The sequence below is a fragment of the Parageobacillus galactosidasius genome, from assembly GCF_002217735.1.
Lineage (GTDB): Bacteria > Bacillota > Bacilli > Bacillales > Anoxybacillaceae > Parageobacillus_B > Parageobacillus_B toebii.
Map to the genome: position 1 here is coordinate 285,407 of NZ_NDYL01000001.1, position 19,541 is coordinate 304,947.

Consider the following 19,541-nt stretch of genomic DNA (forward strand, 5'->3'; position numbering starts at 1 on the left):
AAACGGATGAGAAAACGAACGCGCTTTATTCGGCAAGTTTTTGGTTTATTTAGTTTATTTGTGATCCTTTTTTCATATGCGATGTTTCAGGGAGGCTTTGTCAGTTGGTTTTTGTTTTATAGTTTTCTTCCATTTGGTCTTTATTCACTAGCAATTGCCGTCTATCCGTTTCATCGCGTCATTGTGAGGCGAGTGATTCATCAGCGGCAGTTTCATGCCGGCGATTCGCTTACGGCAACGGTCGAAGTGCGTTTTCCGATTTGGTTTCCATTTGTGGCGTTGACGATGGAGGAAGCCGATGTTCCTTTACTTAAGATGGAACAGACAAAAGTAACGATTCCATTTATTTGGAAACGAACGTTTTCTTACACGTATGAATTGCGCGAGCTGCCGCGAGGGGAACATGTATTTTCCGCGCTTCGCCTTACCGCTACGGACTTTTTCGGACTGATAGAAAAGAATTCGAGCCATTTCGCAGAAGAAACGATTTTAGTATATCCTCGCTATATCGATATCATGTACCGAAAAGCGGGACAACAGTTTGACCAAGGAATGGCCGCTTCCTTGCTACAGATTCATCGAGATATGACGATGGCTGTGGGGGTTCGGGAATATGCGCCAGGCGACCGCTTTTCATGGGTTCATTGGAAAGCATCTGCCCGCAAGCAACGGTTGATGACAAAAGAGTTTGAAGAACGGCAGCGGGATGATTTGATCGTTGTACTTGATCGTACACCAACATCATTGTTTGAAGAGATCGTGACATTTGTTGCTTCTTTTTTGCGGGCCGCTATTAAACAAGGGGTGCAGACAGGACTTGTATCCGTTGGCAGCGACCGCACTATCTTTCCTGCTCGAAATGGTGAGGAGCATCTACAGCGCTTGTTTTATCATCTGGCAAAAGTAGCTTGTGATAGTCATGAGCCATTTGCGCGCGTTATTTCCAATGAAAGAGCAAACTGGAGAGCGTCCGTTGCTTTTTGCTATGTTACTTCTTATTTACAGAAAGAGCTGGTTTTCACGTTAGGCGAAATGTCTGCACGCCGCCATGAGGGAACCGTGTTTCTTATCAAGGATGATTTGACGAAAGAGGAGCGGAATTGGATGGAAGCGCTGCGCCACAAAGGAATCCATGTTGTGGTCGTATCGCCGCGAAATATAATGACGACCTTGCATAAAGGCAGGGATGAATGATGAATGCAATTAAAAATCTCGGGAAGAATCTGCTTATATATGGGTTGGCTTGCTGGCTGCTGATCGAATGGCTTCTTCCGCTAGAAACGGTGTCTGATACCAGGAATGTGCAAGTCTTTATTTGGTTTGTGTCTGTCTGTTTTCTTCTTTATTTGTTGCGGATTCCAGTGTGGCTTTCTGCTTTTATAAAGATTGCATATATGGTCTGTGCGTTAAACACATTGTTTTACCATGTTTCTTATCTGCAGGTGCTGAAGCTGCTTGTTCGGGAAATTGTTGATCACGTCCCTATTTTATTTTCGATGCGTTGGGCGGAACTGACCAACTCGTTTCGCAGCTTTCTTTTTTTTCTTTTGTTATGGATGATGGCGTATTTACTGCATTATTGGCTATTTACGCAAAAACGGCTGTTTTTCTTTTATGTCCTGACTGTTACGTACATTACGGTACTAGATACGTTTACCATGTTTCGTGGAAACGGTGCGATTATTCGTTTAGTCGTCTTTGGTTTTTTCCTCTTAAGCTTCCTGCATATAGAACGGTTGCGTGAAAAGGCATCGATTGCAGGCGGAATCAGAAAATGGACGGTTTTCTGCTTATGCCTAATTGGACTAGCTTTCATCTGCGGATATTTTAGTCCCAAACTGCCGCCTAAATGGCCGGATCCGGTGGCGTTTGTGAGAAGCTATGCAGCCCCGCAAGAGGAAAAACGGAATGATCCTGCTTTAGCAAAGGTGAAAAAAATCGGCTATGGGCAAAATGATTCGCGGCTTGGCGGTCCATTTATTGCCGATGATACGGTCGTTTTTATTGCCGAAGACCAAAAGCGGCATTATTGGCGTGTCGAAACGAAAGATATTTATACAGGAAAAGGATGGGAAAGCTCGGATAGTGTGCAAGTAAAAACATTTGAAAAAAATACAGATATCGGTTATTCTTGGTGGAATCTATCGGTGAAAAAACAAACGATGACAGCTAGCATCCATATAAAGGAGCCTTATTTCCATATTGTTTACCCTCTTGGGCTAAAGACAATAGATACGCCTGAAGACATTGTGTTTCGTTTGGACACGGCAACGGAAAAAATGTATGCAACTGATCGTTCAGCTTATGCGATTATGTTAAGGACATATAATATTACTTATGAATATCCGACGTTCTCCATTGATAAATTAAACGCCGCACCGCCAGTGCAAGATGAGGGGTTAAAAAAGCGATATACGCAGCTTCCTGAAAGCGTGCCGAAACGAGTGCGCGATTTGGCGAAACAAATCGTAAAAGGAAAGCAAACACAGTATGAACAAGTAAAAGCAATTGAGCAATATTTTCACATGAACGGATATGTGTATGAAACGAGTGATGTTGCTATTCCAGGGGAAAAGGATGACTACGTCGATCAGTTTTTATTTGAAACAAAAAAAGGATATTGTGATAATTTTTCCACTTCGATGGTTGTGCTCCTACGTTCTCTTGGTATTCCAGCACGTTGGGTGAAGGGATATACGTCGGGGCAACTAATAGAAGGAGCAACTTTGGGAGAGGAAGAAGGAAAAAATGTATATCAAGTGACGAACAAGGATGCGCATTCATGGGTGGAAGTGTATTTTTCCGGAATCGGCTGGGTTCCGTTTGAGCCAACGCAAGGGTTTGCGAACCCATATGAGTTTACCGATTTGCAATCTACGCCGGAAACAGCGCCGGTTCCTCGACAGCGTAGGCTCGAGCAAGGCCGTGTTCCTATAAAAGATGTGATGGAGCAAGATCGTTCTCCTTCATCAAGTGTGAAAGAAACATTCACCAGCTTTTTGGACATTTTGTCGTGGAAGCGCATCACGATTGTAGTGTCTATATTGCTTGTTTGTGTATTGGTGTTGTACAAAACGAGACGGAAATGGTGGCCGTATGTTACATTGTTTCTATTCAAATATAAGCGGGGGAATGACCGATTTACGAAAGCGTATCTTTCTTTACTCCGTCACTTGGATGATTATGGATTAAAACGGAAACAAGATCAAACGCTAAGACAATACGCCGCATATGTCGACGATTGGTTTCAAACAAAGGAAATGACGAAGTTGACATTGTTATATGAAAAGGTGATTTATCAACAAGAAACCGTTCGGGTTGAATGGGCGGAAGTGAAAGAATTATGGGAAAATTTAATTAAAAAAACGGCATCTTGACCGCTGATAGATAGAGTTGATAGAATGGATTAAAATTTAATGAAATCATCATATGTACCTTCATATATCCTCGGTAATATGGTCCGAGAGTCTCTACCGGGTCGCCGTAAACGACCCGACTATGAAGGCGGAATTAACTAGAATTTTGCCTTTATAGTTGTCGGGGGCGATTCTAGTTTTTTATTTTGCGATGAGGTGATGACATGGAACAAAAACAGGAAATGATTATTGTTCTAGATTTTGGAAGCCAGTATAACCAATTAATTACTCGCCGCATTCGCGAGTTTGGGGTATACAGCGAATTGCATCCACATACGATTACAGCGGAAAAAATTCAAGAAATGAATGTAAAAGGAATCATTTTTTCTGGCGGTCCAAACAGCGTATATGATGATAATGCGTTTACGTGTGATCCGAAAATTTTTGAGCTTGGTTTGCCGATTTTAGGAATTTGTTATGGCATGCAGTTAATGACCTATCATTTGGGTGGAAAAGTAGAAAAAGCAACACATCGTGAGTACGGAAAAGCAATGATTCAAGTAAAGAACGCTTCCGCCCTTTTTGAACGTCTCCCAGACGAGCAAGTGGTCTGGATGAGCCACGGCGATTTAGTCACTGCTCCGCCAGAAGGGTTTACTGTAGATGCTGTTAGCGCTTCTTGTCCAATTGCGGCAATGAGCAATGAGGCGAAAAAGTTTTACGCGGTGCAATTCCATCCAGAAGTGCGCCATTCCGTTTACGGAAACGATATTTTAAGAAATTTCGTATTTGACGTGTGCCAATGTAAAGGCGATTGGACAATGGAAAGCTTTATCGATAGCGAAGTGCGCAAAATTCGCGAGCTTGTTGGAGATAAAAAAGTGCTTTGCGCGTTAAGCGGCGGTGTCGATTCTTCCGTGGCGGCTGTGCTTGTGCATCGCGCCATCGGCGATCAACTCACATGTATTTTTGTCGATCACGGGCTCCTTCGCAAAGGGGAAGCGGAAAGCGTCATGAAAACATTCCGCGAAGGATTCCATATGAACGTTATTAAAGTGGATGCGAAAGAGCGCTTTTTATCAAAATTAAAAGGGGTAACCGACCCGGAACAAAAACGCAAAATCATCGGCAACGAATTTATTTATGTGTTTGATGATGAAGCGGCAAAATTAGAAGGAATAGAGTTTTTAGTACAAGGGACGCTTTATACGGATATTATCGAAAGCGGCACGGCGACAGCACAGACGATCAAGTCTCATCATAATGTCGGCGGATTGCCGGAAGATATGAAATTCAAACTCATCGAACCGCTTAATACGCTGTTTAAAGATGAAGTACGCGCGCTTGGAACGGAATTAGGCCTTCCAGATGAAATTGTTTGGCGGCAGCCGTTCCCAGGTCCAGGATTAGGCATTCGCGTGCTTGGCGAAGTGACAGAAGAAAAATTAGAAATCGTCCGTGAATCGGACGCGATTTTACGGGAAGAAATTAAAAAAGCGGGACTTGATCGGGAAATTTGGCAATATTTCACGGTGCTTCCGGACATTCGCAGCGTCGGTGTGATGGGTGATGCCCGCACATATGACTATACGGTCGGCATTCGCGCTGTTACATCGGTGGATGGCATGACAGCGGATTGGGCGCGCATTCCTTGGGAAGTGCTTGAGAAAATTTCTACGCGTATCGTCAATGAAGTGCCGCATGTCAATCGAGTTGTATACGATATTACAAGTAAGCCGCCGGCAACAATTGAATGGGAATGATTTCTGTAAAACGAACAAAAGACGGACATTTATCATTAAATGTTCGTCTTTTTCATTGACATAAAGCGATCGTGCTGATACAATGTACCTATATCGCGAATATTGTCAAAATACGTCGTATAATCCCGGGAATATGGCTCGGGAGTTTCTACCAAGCTACCGTAAATAGCTTGACTACGAGGTATAATGGGGTAGAGAGTGCATTTTTTTGTCCTCTCTATATTCATTATCCCTCTTTAGTCAACGCTTCTGGTAGCTTACTAGAAGCGTTTTTATTTTTATAGGGGGGACAGTAAGTGAAAAAGTATTTCCAATTTGAAGAGCTCGGCACGAATTACCGTACGGAGATCATCGCTGGGATTACAACGTTTTTGTCGATGGCATACATTTTGTTCGTTAACCCGTTTACCCTGTCATTAGGAGCGGTAAAAGATTTTCCTAATGAGCTGCGGATTGACCAAGGTGCGGTATTTGTCGCGACCGCGCTTGCTGCGGCGTATGGTTGTATTTTAATGGGGATTTTAGCTCGTTACCCGATTGCGCTAGCGCCAGGGATGGGACTAAATGCGTTCTTTGCATTCACAGTTGTTTTGCATATGCACATCCCATGGCAGACGGCATTAGCGGGAGTGTTCGTATCAGGGGTTATTTTTACGATTTTATCTTTAACAGGCATCCGCGAAAAAATTATTGATGCGATTCCGGTAGAGTTGAAGTACGCCGTTGGATCGGGAATCGGGCTATTTATCACATTTATCGGCTTGCAAAATGCAAAAATCATTGTTGATAATCCGGCGACGTTAGTAGGTTTAAGCGATTTAAAAGACGGAAATACGCTATTAGCTATTTTTGGTTTGTTTGTGACGATAATATTAATGGTAAGAAAAGTAAATGGCAGCGTATTTTACGGTATGGTCATTACAGCGATTGTCGGAATGATTTTTGGTTTAATCAAAGTACCAGATAAAATCGTCGGAGCTGTTCCGGATATTTCTCCGACATTTGGCGTTGCTCTTCAGCATTTACCGGACATTTTCTCGTTAAAAATGCTTGGGGTAGTGTTAACTTTCTTCATCGTCGACTTTTTTGACGCAACAGGGACGCTATTAGCAGTAGCGAATCAAGCAGGGCTGTTAAAGGATAATAAACTGCCTCGCGCGGGGAAAGCATTGCTTGTTGATGCAACGGCGGTCATGGTCGGCGCCGTGCTTGGAACATCGACGACGACTTCTTATGTCGAATCATCGGCAGGGGTCGCAGCTGGCGGCCGTTCCGGTTTTTCTGCGGTAGTAACAGGAATTTTGTTTTTGCTGTCGCTATTTTTCTCGCCGTTATTAAGTGTTGTTACCGCGCCTGTCACCGCCCCGGCGTTGATTATTGTTGGTGTGTTAATGGTATCTTCGATTGGAGAAATCGATTGGAAAAAACTAGAAGTTGCAATTCCGGCGTTTTTCACGTTAATTACGATGCCGCTTTCGTATAGCATTGCGACAGGGATTGCGGTTGGATTCATCTTTTATCCAATTACGATGATTTTAAGAGGACGCGGTAAAGAAGTTCATCCGATTTTATATGTGTTGTTTGTCATCTTTATCTTATACTTTCTCTTTTTAAGAGAATAGAAAAAGTCCGCCAAAACGGCGGGCTTTTTTATTTGGATTTGGTATAATAGTAGGAAAAATTTATAAAACTGGGAGGGGGACGCTATGTTTATCCACCGCCTGGATGAAGAAGCGTGGCTGAAGTTGCTTACAGTGGAAGATGCAGAACGGTTATTTGCGTTAGTTGATTCATGCCGTCCGCATTTGCGGAAGTGGCTTCCGTGGGTGGATTCAACAAAAACAGTAGAGGATTCGAAAGCGTTTATCGCGGGGGGATTGCAGAAATTTGCCGCTGGAAACGGCTTTGAAGCAGGGATTTGGCATAAAGGACAATTAGCGGGAGTCATTGGACTTCATTATATTGATCGCGCGAATAAAAAAACAAGCATTGGCTACTGGCTGGGGGAGCAGTTTCAAGGGCTTGGATTAATGACGAAAGCGTGCAAAGCGTGTATCGACTATGCCTTTAATGAATTGAAATTGCATCGGTTGGAAATCCGTTGCGCAGTGGAAAATGAACGAAGCAGGGCAATTCCTGAGCGATTAGGGTTTACAAACGAAGGGACGATCCGGGAAGCAGAGTGGCTTTACGACCATTTCGTTGACCACGTTATTTATGGAATGTTAGAGAGAGAATGGAAACGTTAAAGCGAACTAGAGGGTGCCATACGAATGATCTTTTGTGGCATCTTTCTTTTTGTTTATACTAGAGATTTGACAGCTAAATATATTGCAAACACAAAGAAAAAGTTATTTACCTAATAGTGTTAGGTTGAGGTTATAAACGAAGGTATTGCCGCTAATATTGTACTTGGCGGCTATATAAGGATAAAACGCATGTGCTGTTTGTTTGGCTGTATGTGTGATCGTGGTGAATATAGAATATAGAGTACAGAAAGTGTTGTTTGGTTGGATAAAAATACCTATGGTAAATGGTTGACATTTAATAAGCGATGATGTTATATTAGTAAAGCCGCTTTGATGCGGACGAAAAAAATTAAAAAAACATATTGACATGTTAAATTGAAAGTGATATATTATAAGAGTCGCTTTTAAAGAACAAAACAAATGTTCCTTGAAAACTGAACAAAACGAAGCGTCCACATAGAAAAGCGAAGGCGAGCGGATAACGCCGAAAGGAAAATGTTCTTCCGACGAGACATGCTTGCATGTCGACGGAGGAAGGTTATTTTCCGCAAGGCGTTGCGAGCCGGAGCTGGACAATAAGAAAAGCGGAAGCGCCGCGATCAGCTCTCGAAGCCAAATGTTCTTCACCCGTTGAAGTGCTTGCACTTCGAGGGGGAAGGTTATTTGGCACGAGAGAGCTAGGCGCTGAAGCTGGACAATAAGAAAAGCGAAGGCGACTTGACACCTTCGGTGTCGGCGCCGAATTAAAGCCAATCAACTTTCTTTTTGGAGAGTTTGATCCTGGCTCAGGACGAACGCTGGCGGCGTGCCTAATACATGCAAGTCGAGCGGACCGAACGGAAGCTTGCTTCTGTTCGGTTAGCGGCGGACGGGAAGACCGCATGGTCTTTGGTTGAAAGGTGGCTTTTGCTACCACTTACGGATGGGCCCGCGGCGCATTAGCTAGTTGGTGAGGTAACGGCTCACCAAGGCGACGATGCGTAGCCGGCCTGAGAGGGTGACCGGCCACACTGGGACTGAGACACGGCCCAGACTCCTACGGGAGGCAGCAGTAGGGAATCTTCCGCAATGGACGAAAGTCTGACGGAGCGACGCCGCGTGAGCGAAGAAGGTCTTCGGATCGTAAAGCTCTGTTGTTAGGGAAGAAGAAGTACCGTTCGAATAGGGCGGTACGGTGACGGTACCTAACGAGAAAGCCCCGGCTAACTACGTGCCAGCAGCCGCGGTAATACGTAGGGGGCGAGCGTTGTCCGGAATTATTGGGCGTAAAGCGCGCGCAGGCGGTCCCTTAAGTCTGATGTGAAAGCCCACGGCTCAACCGTGGAGGGTCATTGGAAACTGGGGGACTTGAGTGCAGAAGAGGAGAGCGGAATTCCACGTGTAGCGGTGAAATGCGTAGAGATGTGGAGGAACACCAGTGGCGAAGGCGGCTCTCTGGTCTGTAACTGACGCTGAGGCGCGAAAGCGTGGGGAGCAAACAGGATTAGATACCCTGGTAGTCCACGCCGTAAACGATGAGTGCTAAGTGTTAGAGGGGTTTTCCCTTTAGTGCTGTAGCTAACGCGTTAAGCACTCCGCCTGGGGAGTACGGCCGCAAGGCTGAAACTCAAAGGAATTGACGGGGGCCCGCACAAGCGGTGGAGCATGTGGTTTAATTCGAAGCAACGCGAAGAACCTTACCAGGTCTTGACATCCCCTGACAACCCTGGAGACAGGGCGTTCCCCCTTCGGGGGGACAGGGTGACAGGTGGTGCATGGTTGTCGTCAGCTCGTGTCGTGAGATGTTGGGTTAAGTCCCGCAACGAGCGCAACCCTCGCCCCTAGTTGCCAGCATTCAGTTGGGCACTCTAGGGGGACTGCCGGTGACAAACCGGAGGAAGGTGGGGATGACGTCAAATCATCATGCCCCTTATGACCTGGGCTACACACGTGCTACAATGGGCGGTACAAAGGGCTGCGAACCCGCGAGGGGGAGCGAATCCCAAAAAGCCGCTCTCAGTTCGGATTGCAGGCTGCAACTCGCCTGCATGAAGCCGGAATCGCTAGTAATCGCGGATCAGCATGCCGCGGTGAATACGTTCCCGGGCCTTGTACACACCGCCCGTCACACCACGAGAGCTTGCAACACCCGAAGTCGGTGAGGTAACCCGTAAGGGAGCCAGCCGCCGAAGGTGGGGCAAGTGATTGGGGTGAAGTCGTAACAAGGTAGCCGTACCGGAAGGTGCGGCTGGATCACCTCCTTTCTAAGGAGCGTGAGGTCGGTGGTTCAAGTCCACTTAGGCCCATCCCTTTCTATGTGGGGCCTTAGCTCAGCTGGGAGAGCGCCTGCTTTGCACGCAGGAGGTCATCGGTTCGATCCCGATAGGCTCCACCATTTAAGTTGAAAATTCAAAGAAGTAGCCTTGTGTCTGTGTCTACGAGTGGATTCAGAGAAGCTGGATTCCTCGACGCAGAGTTGAAAATAAACCTAAGAAACAGTCTTGTGCCTGCGTCTACAAGCAGGGTCGAGGAAGTTAGGTTCCTCGGCACAAAGCTGCAGAGAAGCAAACTCAAAGTAGTAGCTTCGTTCCTTGAAAACTAGATAACCGGAAGGAAAAGCGGAGGCGCCGCGGTTAGCCCCGATAGGTGCTGGAGGGCCTGCGAGGAGGCTATTGCCGCCACGGCAGGACCGAAGCGACCGTGAGGGGCTAGGCGCCGAAGCTAGACAAAGGAAGAAGCCGAGAAGCGAAGGCGGCAAGCGTGAAGCTGTTTTCGCATGGTTAAGTTAGAAAGGGCGCACGGTGGATGCCTTGGCACTAGGAGCCGATGAAGGACGGGGCAAACGCCGAAACGCTTCGTGATTGGGGTGAAGTCGTAACAAGGTAGCCGTACCGGAAGGTGCGGCTGGATCACCTCCTTTCTAAGGACTGTATGTGTGTGAAATAAGGTGGGCGCTTCGGGTTTGTTCAGTTTTGAGGGAACATTACCCATTCCTTCAAACGTTTTGTGTCTGCGTCTGCTAGTGAATTCGAGGAAGCAGGATTCCTCGACACAAGGTAGCAGAGAAGTTGATTCAAGGCAGTAGCCTTGTTCAGTTTTGAGGGAACATGTTTAATGTTCTTTCAAAACAGAGGCTTTGTGTCAGAAGCAGTCTTGTGCCTGCGTCTACAAGCAGGTTCGAGGGAGTTAGGTTCCTCGGCACAAAGCTGCAGAGAAGCGAACTCAAAGTAGTAAACACCCGAAGTCGGTGAGGTAACCCGTAAGGGAGCCAGCCGCCGAAGGTGGGGCAAGTGATTGGGGTGAAGTCGTAACAAGGTAGCCGTACCGGAAGGTGCGGCTGGATCACCTCCTTTCTAAGGACTGTATGTGTGTGAAATAAGGTGGGCGCTTCGGGTTTGTTCAGTTTTGAGGGAGCATTTCACTCCTTCAGTCGTTTTGCGTCTGCGTCTACGAGTGGATTCAGAGAAGCTAGATTCCTCGACGCAAGGCAGCAGAGAAGTTGATTCAAGGCAGTAGCCTTGTTCAGTTTTGAGGGAACATGTTTAATGTTCTTTCAAAACAGAGGCTTTGTGTCAGAAGCAGTCTTGTGCCTGCGTCTACAAGCAGGTTCGAGGAAGTTAGGTTCCTCGGCACAAAGCTGCAGAGAAGCGAACTCAAAGTAGTAGCTTCGTTCCTTGAAAACTAGATAACCGAGAAGAAAAGCGGAGGCGCCGCGGTTAGCTCTCGAAGCCAAATGTTCTTCACCTGCAGAAGTGCTTGCACTTCAAGGGGGAAGGTTATTTGGCACAAGAGAGCTAGGCGCCGAAGCTAGACAGTGGAAGAAGCCGAGAAGCGAAGGCGGCAAGCATGAAGCTGTTTTCGCATGGTTAAGTTAGAAAGGGCGCACGGTGGATGCCTTGGCACTAGGAGCCGATGAAGGACGGGGCAAACGCCGAAACGCTTCGGGGAGCTGTAAGCAAGCGTTGATCCGGAGAAGCGAAGGCGACTGGTTAGCCCCGACAGGCGCTGGAGGGCTCGCGAGGAGGCTGTTGCCGCCGCAGCGAGACCGAAGCGGCCCGAGGGGCTAGGAGCCGAAGCTAGACAGTACGAAAAGCGGAAGCGGCTGCCCTTATGGGCTAGTCGGAAGTGGACGCTTCGGGTTTGTTCAGTTTTGAAGGAGCATGTTTATGTTCTTTCAAAATAGAGGCTTTGTGTCAGAATTAGTCTTGTGCCTGCGTCTACAAGCAGGTTCGAGGAAGTTAGGTTCCTCGGCACAAAGCTGCAAAGAAGCGAACTCAAAGTAGTAGCTTCGTTCCTTGAAAACTAGATAACCGAAAAGAAAAGCGGAGGCGCCGCGGTTAGCTCTCGAAGCCAAATGTTCTTCACCCGCAGAAGTGCTTGCACTTCGAGGGGGAAGGTTATTTGGCACAAGAGAGCTAGGCGCCGAAGCTAGACATAGGAAGAAGCCGAGAAGCGAAGGCGGCAAGCATGAAGCTGTTTTCGCATGGTTAAGTTAGAAAGGGCGCACGGTGGATGCCTTGGCACTAGGAGCCGATGAAGGACTTTGTGTCAGAAGCAGTCTTGTGCCTGCGTCTACAAGCAGGTTCGAGGGAGTTAGGTTCCTCGGCACAAAGCTGCAGAGAAGCGAACTCAAAGTAGTAGCTTCGTTCCTTGAAAACTAGATAACCGGAAGGAAGAAGCCGAGAAGCGAAGGCGGCAAGCATGAAGCTGTTTTCGCATGGTTAAGTTAGAAAGGGCGCACGGTGGATGCCTTGGCACTAGGAGCCGATGAAGGACGGGGCAAACGCCGAAACGCTAACACCCGAAGTCGGTGAGGTAACCCGTAAGGGAGCCAGCCGCCGAAGGTGGGGCAAGTGATTGGGGTGAAGTCGTAACAAGGTAGCCGTACCGGAAGGTGCGGCTGGATCACCTCCTTTCTAAGGATGATACGAAAAGCGGAAGTGCCGCGATCAGCTCTCGAAGCCAAATGTTCTTCACCCGCTGAAGTGCTTGCACTTCGAGGGGGAAGGTTATTTGGCACAAGAGAGCTAGGCGCTGGAGCTAGACAGCAGAAAGGCGAAGGACGCTTCGGGTTTGTTCAGTTTTGAGGGAGCATGTTTAATGTTCTTTCAAAACAGAGGCTTTGTGTCAGAAGCAGTCTTGTGCCTGCGTCTACAAGCAGGTTCGAGGGAGTTAGGTTCCTCGGCACAAAGCTGCAGAGAAGCGAACTCAAAGTAGTAGCTTCGTTCCTTGAAAACTAGATAACCGAGAAGAAAAGCGGAGGCGCCGCGATTAGCTCTCGAAGCCAAATGTTCTTCACCCACAGAAGTGCTTGTACTTCGAGGGGGAAGGTTATTTGGCACAAGAGAGCTAGGCGCCGAAGCTAGACAGTGGAAGAAGCCGAGAAGCGAAGGCGGCAAGCATGAAGCTGTTTTCGCATGGTTAAGTTAGAAAGGGCGCACGGTGGATGCCTTGGCACTAGGAGCCGATGAAGGACGGGGCAAACGCCGAAACGCTTCGGGGAGCTGTAAGCAAGCGTTGATCCGGAGAGTCGTAGACCCGAAACCAGGTGATCTACCCATGTCCAGGGTGAAGGTAGGGTAACACCTACTGGAGGCCCGAACCCACGTACGTTGAAAAGTGCGGGGATGAGGTGTGGGTAGGGGTGAAATGCCAATCGAACCTGGAGATAGCTGGTTCTCCCCGAAATAGCTTTAGGGCTAGCCTCAAGGGAAGAGTCTTGGAGGTAGAGCACTGATTGAGCTAGGGGCCCTCATCGGGTTACCGAACTCAGTCAAACTCCGAATGCCAACGACTTATCCTTGGGAGTCAGACTACGAGTGATAAGATCCGTGGTCGAGAGGGAAACAGCCCAGACCACCAGCTAAGGTCCCAAAGTGCACGTTAAGTGGAAAAGGATGTGGAGTTGCCCAGACAACCAGGATGTTGGCTTAGAAGCAGCCATCATTTAAAGAGTGCGTAATAGCTCACTGGTCGAGTGACTCTGCGCCGAAAATGTACCGGGGCTAAACGTGCCACCGAAGCTGTGGGATGACCATTGGTCATCGGTAGGGGAGCGTTCTAAGCGCGCCGAAGCGGGACCGGAAGGACTCGTGGAGCGCTTAGAAGTGAGAATGCCGGTGTGAGTAGCGAAAACAGAGGTGAGAATCCTCTGCACCGAAAGCCTAAGGTTTCCTGAGGAAGGTTCGTCCGCTCAGGGTTAGTCGGGACCTAAGCCGAGGCCGAAAGGCGTAGGTGATGGGCAACAGGTTGAGATTCCTGTACCACCTCCTCACCGTTTGAGCAATGGGGGGACGCAGGAAGGTAGGGCGAGCAGGCTGCTGGAATAGCCTGTCCAAGCGGTTAGGCTGCCAGATAGGCAAATCCGTCTGGCGCAAAGGCTGAGCCGTGATGGCGAAGGGACCATCGGTCCCGAAGTCCCCGATCCTACACTGCCAAGAAAAGCCTCTAGCGAGGTGAGAGGTGCCCGTACCGCAAACCGACACAGGTAGGCGAGGAGAGAATCCTAAGGTGCGCGGGAGAACTCTCGTTAAGGAACTCGGCAAAATGACCCCGTAACTTCGGGAGAAGGGGTGCTCTCTTGGGTGATGAGCCCGAGAGAGCCGCAGTGAAAAGGCCCAAGCGACTGTTTACCAAAAACACAGGTCTCTGCGAAGCCGAAAGGCGAAGTATAGGGGCTGACACCTGCCCGGTGCTGGAAGGTTAAGGGGAGCGCTTAAGCCGCAAGGCTGAAGGTGCGAACCGAAGCCCCAGTAAACGGCGGCCGTAACTATAACGGTCCTAAGGTAGCGAAATTCCTTGTCGGGTAAGTTCCGACCCGCACGAAAGGTGTAACGACTTGGGCACTGTCTCAACGAGAGACCCGGTGAAATCATACTACCTGTGAAGATGCAGGTTACCCGCGACAGGACGGAAAGACCCCGTGGAGCTTTACTGCAGCCTGATATGGAATTTTGGTATCGCTTGTACAGGATAGGTGGGAGCCTGAGAAGCCGGAGCGCCAGCTTCGGTGGAGGCGCCGGTGGGATACCACCCTGGCGGTATTGAAATTCTAACCCGCACCCCTTATCGGGGTGGGAGACAGTGTCAGGTGGGCAGTTTGACTGGGGCGGTCGCCTCCCAAAAGGTAACGGAGGCGCCCAAAGGTTCCCTCAGAATGGTTGGAAATCATTCGTAGAGTGCAAAGGCACAAGGGAGCTTGACTGCGAGACGGACAGGTCGAGCAGGGACGAAAGTCGGGCTTAGTGATCCGGTGGTTCCGTATGGAAGGGCCATCGCTCAACGGATAAAAGCTACCCCGGGGATAACAGGCTGATCTCCCCCAAGAGTCCACATCGACGGGGAGGTTTGGCACCTCGATGTCGGCTCATCGCATCCTGGGGCTGTAGTCGGTCCCAAGGGTTGGGCTGTTCGCCCATTAAAGCGGTACGCGAGCTGGGTTCAGAACGTCGTGAGACAGTTCGGTCCCTATCCGTCGCGGGCGCAGGAAATTTGAGAGGAGCTGTCCTTAGTACGAGAGGACCGGGATGGACGCACCGCTGGTGTACCAGTTGTCCCGCCAGGGGCACCGCTGGGTAGCTATGTGCGGAAGGGATAAGCGCTGAAAGCATCTAAGCGTGAAGCCCCCCTCAAGATGAGATTTCCCATCGCGTCAAGCGAGTAAGATCCCTCGAAGATGACGAGGTCGATAGGTCCGAGGTGGAAGCGTGGCGACACGTGGAGCTGACGGATACTAATCGATCGAGGACTTAACCAAGCGAAATGTTCTTCGCCCGTAGAGGTGCTTGCACCTCAAGGGAGAAGGTTATTTGGCGCAAGAGAGCTAGGCACCGGAGCTAGACAACGGAAAAGCGGAAGCCGCCTATGCAAAACGGCTTCTTCCAAACAGACGGTTATCTAGTTTTGAGGGAACGAAATCCCTCTTGACAAACGTGATGATTGGAATATAATAATATGTGGCCAATTGAAGTGCTTGCCTAGTGACAATAGCGGAGAGGAAACACCCGTTCCCATCCCGAACACGGAAGTTAAGCTCTCCAGCGCCGATGGTAGTTGGGGCCAGCGCCCCTGCAAGAGTAGGTCGTTGCTAGGCAGGCAAAAAATTAGAGAGCTGACAAGTTCTCTAATTTTTTTGCTCAGCTTATATAAAACCATTGAGTTTTTAATGACGCCATTTAAATCCTCTCCCCCAAAACTAGAAGCGTTATCATCGTTTCCTAGACCCCCTTTTTGATTTAGTATAGGAAACGGAAGCTGTGAAAAGAGGGTGTCCCAAAAATTTGTGGACACCCTCCCTTTTTTATATTTAGAAGGAGAAAGGAGTGATCACTTGCAGGGAAAGCGATGTACTGTAACCCATTTTTATCATACATATTTTCTTACCAATGATTGGTTTGTTTTTGAATGATCATGTTTTTATTGCGCTTTTACGGTAGTTGAAAACATGTCGAATGTAAAAAACTATTCTCCTTTTTTGATTTCGATTTTCTTTTTTGTCCCATCAGGGATTAGGCGATGAAGATGAATAAACAATAGACCATTGTGATATGTTGCCTCAATTCGATCTTCCTTTACTGCAAAGGGAAGCGGGATCGTTGTTTCCCATTCTCCTTGAAAAATTCCTTCTTCGATTAATTCGAACCCTTTGAATTGCAAATTAATATTTGCTTTAATTTCTAATGTTTTATAGTACACATAAAGTTCAACATCTTCCATTTTTTCTAATCCCGGTAAACTGACAACGATTAATAGCTCGTTATCCTTTTTGTATATATTCATGCCAGATTGCTTTTTCGTTGTCGGTAAGAATGATTGGAAACTCCCCCAAAAATCTCCTTGAAAAAACTGTTCCCATTGTTTTGTCCATTCGGGAAACGAGTTAAACGGGTTTGACTTCACGGCAACTCCCTCCTCCGCTATTTCATCATATGTTTTCTATACCGTTTTGTGAGAATGAATAGAAAACACGAACATTAATAGTATAAATAAATTAAATGTTCGATTTTATATTGACATCTTCTGAAAAAGGTTGGTAAGATAATAGTAACTTCATAAAGTGAATCACCCTCATATAATTTTGGGAATATGGCCCAAAAGTCTCTACCCAATAACCGTAAATTATTGGACTATGAGGGAAAGGATCGTATTGGCTTTTTTCGTCACCTTATAGCCGAGGTATGCCCAGAACGATGCTTTCCCTTATCAATAGAGGGAACGTTCGTTCTGGTTTTTTATATGAAGAGAATCAAAGAGGTGAATGCCACATGCAGCCGCTTGTTGGTGTGATTATGGGAAGTCAATCGGATTGGGAGACAATGAAATATGCTTGCGATATATTAGAAGAATTACAAATTCCGTTTGAAAAAAAAGTAGTTTCCGCCCATCGAACGCCAGATTACATGTTTGAGTATGCGGAGACGGCGGAAGAAAGAGGAATTAAAGTCATTATTGCCGGAGCAGGGGGAGCGGCGCATTTACCAGGGATGGTTGCTGCTAAAACGACGCTGCCGGTGATTGGTGTGCCAGTGCAGTCAAAAGCGTTAAACGGATTAGACTCGCTTTTGTCCATTGTACAAATGCCGGGAGGTGTACCAGTGGCGACGGTCGCCATCGGCAAAGCGGGAGCTACAAACGCGGGGCTTTTAGCAGCCTCGATGTTAGGCATTCATTACCCGCAGTACATGGAGGCGCTAAAAAAACGCAGGGAAACGATAAGAAAACAAGTAATGGAAAGCAGTGATCAACTTGTGTAATCGACAAATCATTCCTGGACAAACGATTGGAATTATTGGCGGTGGACAACTTGGGCGGATGATGGCAATCGCTGCGAGAGAAATGGGATTTCGCATTGCCGTTCTTGATCCAACCCCAGATTCTCCATGTGGCCAAGTGGCGGATATCGAGATTACGGCAGAATATAACGATCTTGAAGCAATTCGAAAGCTTGCTGCGGTGAGTGATGTCATTACGTACGAATTTGAAAATATTGATGCGAATGCTTTAAATTGGCTCGTGGAATACGCGTATGTGCCGCAAGGAAGCAAGCTGCTTGCCATTACGCAAGACCGTGCGATGGAGAAAAAGGCGATTACAGATGCGGGACTTCCTGTTGCACCGTACGTCGAAGTGCAATCCAAAGAGGAGCTGGTTTCGGCCATTGAAACGGTCGGTCTTCCTTGTGTACTCAAAACACGCCGCGGCGGCTATGACGGCAAAGGACAATTCGTCATCCGCAACAAAGAAGATGTCAAGGAAGCGCTATCCTTATTAGCGGTTGGCCCTTGTGTATTAGAACGCTGGCTTTCGTTTGATAAAGAAATTTCCGTTATCGTAACAAGAAATGGACTTGGGGAGATGGCCGTATTTCCGGTCGCGGAAAATATTCATGTCGATAATATTTTGCACGAAACGATTGTTCCAGCACGAATTTCCGGGCACATAGCGCAAAAAGCGGTTCGTTATGCGGAAACGCTCGCTGGCTATTTTGGGCTCGTCGGAACGTTAGCGGTTGAAATGTTTTTAACAAAAGAAGGGGATATTTATATTAATGAGCTTGCCCCTAGACCGCACAACTCAGGTCATTATACAATTAATGCTTGTGTGACATCTCAATTTGAGCAGCATGTCCGTGCCATCTGCAACTGGCCGTTAGGAAGCACAGAGCTGCTAAAACCAGCCGTGATGGTGAACATTTTAGGTGAGCATATGGAACCAATCCTTCAGAATATCGAAAAACTAAGCCACGTTCACCTTCATCTTTACGGCAAAAAAGAAGCAAAACCGAAAAGAAAAATGGGGCACGTAACGGTGCTCGCGGAAGATGTCAATGCAGCACTTAAAATGATTGATTCATGGCAAATTTGGAATGATCGGAGGCTGGAACACGTATGATTGAACGTTACACAAGACCGGAAATGGGAGCGATTTGGACGGAAGAAAACCGTTTCAAAGCATGGCTTGAAGTTGAAATTTTAGCTTGTGAGGCATGGGCGGAGCTTGGGGTAATTCCAAAAGAAGACGTCGAGCTTATCCGCAAAAATGCATCGTTTGATATTCAGCGTATCAAAGAAATTGAGGAAGAAACGCGCCATGATGTGGTTGCTTTTACGCGCGCGGTTTCGGAAACGCTAGGCGAAGAGCGAAAATGGGTGCATTACGGTTTAACGTCTACCGATGTCGTTGACACAGCGTTATCGTATTTGTTAAAACAGGCGAACGAGATTTTGTTGAGAGATTTAGAAAACTTTATTCAAGTATTGAAAGAAAAAGCGCAGGAACATAAATATACGGTGATGATGGGGCGCACGCACGGCGTTCACGCCGAACCGACGACATTCGGTCTTAAAATGGCGCTTTGGTATGCGGAGATGCAACGTAATTTAGAACGTTTTAAACAAGCGGCGGAAACGGTGCGCGTCGGGAAAATTTCCGGTGCGGTTGGAACGTATGCAAATATTGATCCGTTTGTTGAACAATACGTATGCGAAAAACTCGGGTTAAAACCAGCATTGATTTCCACACAAACGTTGCAGCGCGACCGCCACGCGTATTATATGGCGACGTTGGCGCTCATTGCGACGTCGATTGAAAAATTCGCTGTTGAAATTCGTGGTTTGCAAAAAAGCGAAGTACGCGAAGTGGAAGAGTTTTTCGCCAAAGGTCAAAAAGGTTCTTCGGCGATGCCGCACAAACGCAATCCGATCGGTTCGGAAAATATGACAGGAATGTCGCGCGTTCTTCGCGGTTATATGTTAACGGCCTATGAAAACGTGCCTCTTTGGCATGAGCGTGATATTTCCCATTCTTCTGCTGAGCGCATCATTTTGCCGGATGCGACGATCGCGTTGAACTATATGCTAAATCGCTTTACGAACATCGTGAAAAACTTGAAAGTCTATCCGGAAAACATGAAGAAAAATATGGATCGCACATTAGGGCTTATTTATTCGCAGCGCGTATTGCTCTCGTTAATTGATGCCGGCATGACGCGCGAAGAAGCGTACGACTTAGTGCAGCCAAAAGCGATGGAGGCATGGGAAAAACAAGTGCCGTTCCGTTCGCTCATTGAAGCGGATGAGCGGATTACAAGCCGTTTAACGAAAGAACAAATCGATGACTGTTTTGATTATCACTATCACTTAAAGCATGTGGATACGATTTTTGAACGGTTAGGATTGTCGTAATGATATATCGGC

General features: G+C 47.4%; 9 protein-coding genes, 1 tRNA gene, 3 rRNA genes, 3 riboswitches and 1 other annotated feature. Of the genes, 12 read left to right on the plus strand and 1 reads right to left on the minus strand.

Annotation, left to right across the window (positions count from 1 at the left end):
* Nucleotides 1-6: 6 nt before the first annotated feature.
* The 9 genes from B9L23_RS01625 (at nt 7) to rrf (ending at nt 15,439) form a co-directional block, all read left to right on the plus strand.
* Nucleotides 7-1,194: a DUF58 domain-containing protein gene (locus B9L23_RS01625; protein ID WP_089096753.1), complete on the plus strand. Its 1,188-nt coding sequence runs from the start codon at nt 7-9 to the stop codon at nt 1,192-1,194.
* Nucleotides 1,191-3,377, plus strand: a complete 2,187-nt coding sequence (locus B9L23_RS01630; protein ID WP_089096754.1) for a DUF4129 domain-containing transglutaminase family protein — start codon at nt 1,191-1,193, stop codon at nt 3,375-3,377. The genes B9L23_RS01625 and B9L23_RS01630 overlap by 4 nt, the downstream gene beginning before the upstream one ends.
* Before the next feature lie 40 nt (nt 3,378-3,417).
* A riboswitch (purine riboswitch) is annotated at nt 3,418-3,519 on the plus strand.
* Between the two features lie 61 nt (nt 3,520-3,580).
* A complete protein-coding gene (gene guaA / locus B9L23_RS01635) occupies nt 3,581-5,119 on the plus strand; it encodes a glutamine-hydrolyzing GMP synthase (protein ID WP_081189587.1) in 1,539 nt (512 codons plus the stop codon).
* A 95-nt stretch (nt 5,120-5,214) separates the two neighbouring features.
* Nucleotides 5,215-5,316: riboswitch (purine riboswitch) on the plus strand.
* A 99-nt stretch (nt 5,317-5,415) separates the two neighbouring features.
* Nucleotides 5,416-6,741, plus strand: coding sequence for an NCS2 family permease (locus tag B9L23_RS01640; protein ID WP_089096755.1), 1,326 nt, complete (start codon nt 5,416-5,418; stop codon nt 6,739-6,741).
* An 84-nt stretch (nt 6,742-6,825) separates the two neighbouring features.
* Complete coding sequence (locus B9L23_RS01645; RefSeq protein ID WP_089096756.1) at nt 6,826-7,368, plus strand: GNAT family N-acetyltransferase; 543 nt, start codon at nt 6,826-6,828, stop codon at nt 7,366-7,368.
* Nucleotides 7,369-8,130: 762 nt separating this feature from the next.
* Nucleotides 8,131-9,611, plus strand: a 16S ribosomal RNA gene (locus B9L23_RS01655).
* A gap of 55 nt (nt 9,612-9,666) precedes the next feature.
* Nucleotides 9,667-9,742 (plus strand) — tRNA-Ala (locus B9L23_RS01660).
* 814 nt (nt 9,743-10,556) lie between these two features.
* Nucleotides 10,557-10,687 (plus strand) — a sequence feature (16S ribosomal RNA rRNA prediction is too short).
* 2,079 nt (nt 10,688-12,766) lie between these two features.
* Nucleotides 12,767-15,103: ribosomal RNA gene (locus tag B9L23_RS20695) — 23S ribosomal RNA — on the plus strand.
* Between the two features lie 219 nt (nt 15,104-15,322).
* A 5S ribosomal RNA gene (rrf, locus tag B9L23_RS01670) occupies nt 15,323-15,439 on the plus strand.
* 368 nt (nt 15,440-15,807) lie between these two features.
* On the opposite strand, the gene B9L23_RS01675 is transcribed toward rrf, so the two are convergent.
* Nucleotides 15,808-16,245, minus strand: a complete 438-nt coding sequence (locus B9L23_RS01675) for an Hsp20/alpha crystallin family protein (RefSeq protein WP_012748998.1) — start codon at nt 16,243-16,245, stop codon at nt 15,808-15,810.
* 148 nt (nt 16,246-16,393) lie between these two features.
* A riboswitch (purine riboswitch) is annotated at nt 16,394-16,495 on the plus strand.
* A gap of 115 nt (nt 16,496-16,610) precedes the next feature.
* Between B9L23_RS01675 and purE the strand changes: the two genes are divergently transcribed.
* From purE to purB, 3 genes are read left to right on the plus strand one after another with little or no spacing between them, the layout of a single operon-like run.
* Nucleotides 16,611-17,099, plus strand: a complete 489-nt coding sequence (gene purE / locus B9L23_RS01680) for a 5-(carboxyamino)imidazole ribonucleotide mutase (RefSeq protein WP_012748999.1) — start codon at nt 16,611-16,613, stop codon at nt 17,097-17,099.
* Nucleotides 17,083-18,237, plus strand: coding sequence for a 5-(carboxyamino)imidazole ribonucleotide synthase (gene purK / locus B9L23_RS01685; protein ID WP_211278788.1), 1,155 nt, complete (start codon nt 17,083-17,085; stop codon nt 18,235-18,237). Before purE ends, purK begins: the two co-directional genes overlap by 17 nt.
* A complete protein-coding gene (gene purB, locus B9L23_RS01690; RefSeq protein ID WP_062678387.1) occupies nt 18,234-19,529 on the plus strand; it encodes an adenylosuccinate lyase in 1,296 nt (431 codons plus the stop codon). Before purK ends, purB begins: the two co-directional genes overlap by 4 nt.
* Nucleotides 19,530-19,541 lie beyond the last annotated feature (12 nt).

Coding starts and splice junctions, on each gene's coding strand:
- B9L23_RS01625 (WP_089096753.1), top strand. CDS start 7: ATGAGAAAACGAACGCGCTTTATTCGGCAAGTTTTTGGTTTATTTAGT.
- B9L23_RS01630 (WP_089096754.1), top strand. CDS start 1,191: ATGATGAATGCAATTAAAAATCTCGGGAAGAATCTGCTTATATATGGG.
- guaA (WP_081189587.1), top strand. CDS start 3,581: ATGGAACAAAAACAGGAAATGATTATTGTTCTAGATTTTGGAAGCCAG.
- B9L23_RS01645 (WP_089096756.1), top strand. CDS start 6,826: ATGTTTATCCACCGCCTGGATGAAGAAGCGTGGCTGAAGTTGCTTACA.
- purE (WP_012748999.1), top strand. CDS start 16,611: ATGCAGCCGCTTGTTGGTGTGATTATGGGAAGTCAATCGGATTGGGAG.
- purB (WP_062678387.1), top strand. CDS start 18,234: ATGATTGAACGTTACACAAGACCGGAAATGGGAGCGATTTGGACGGAA.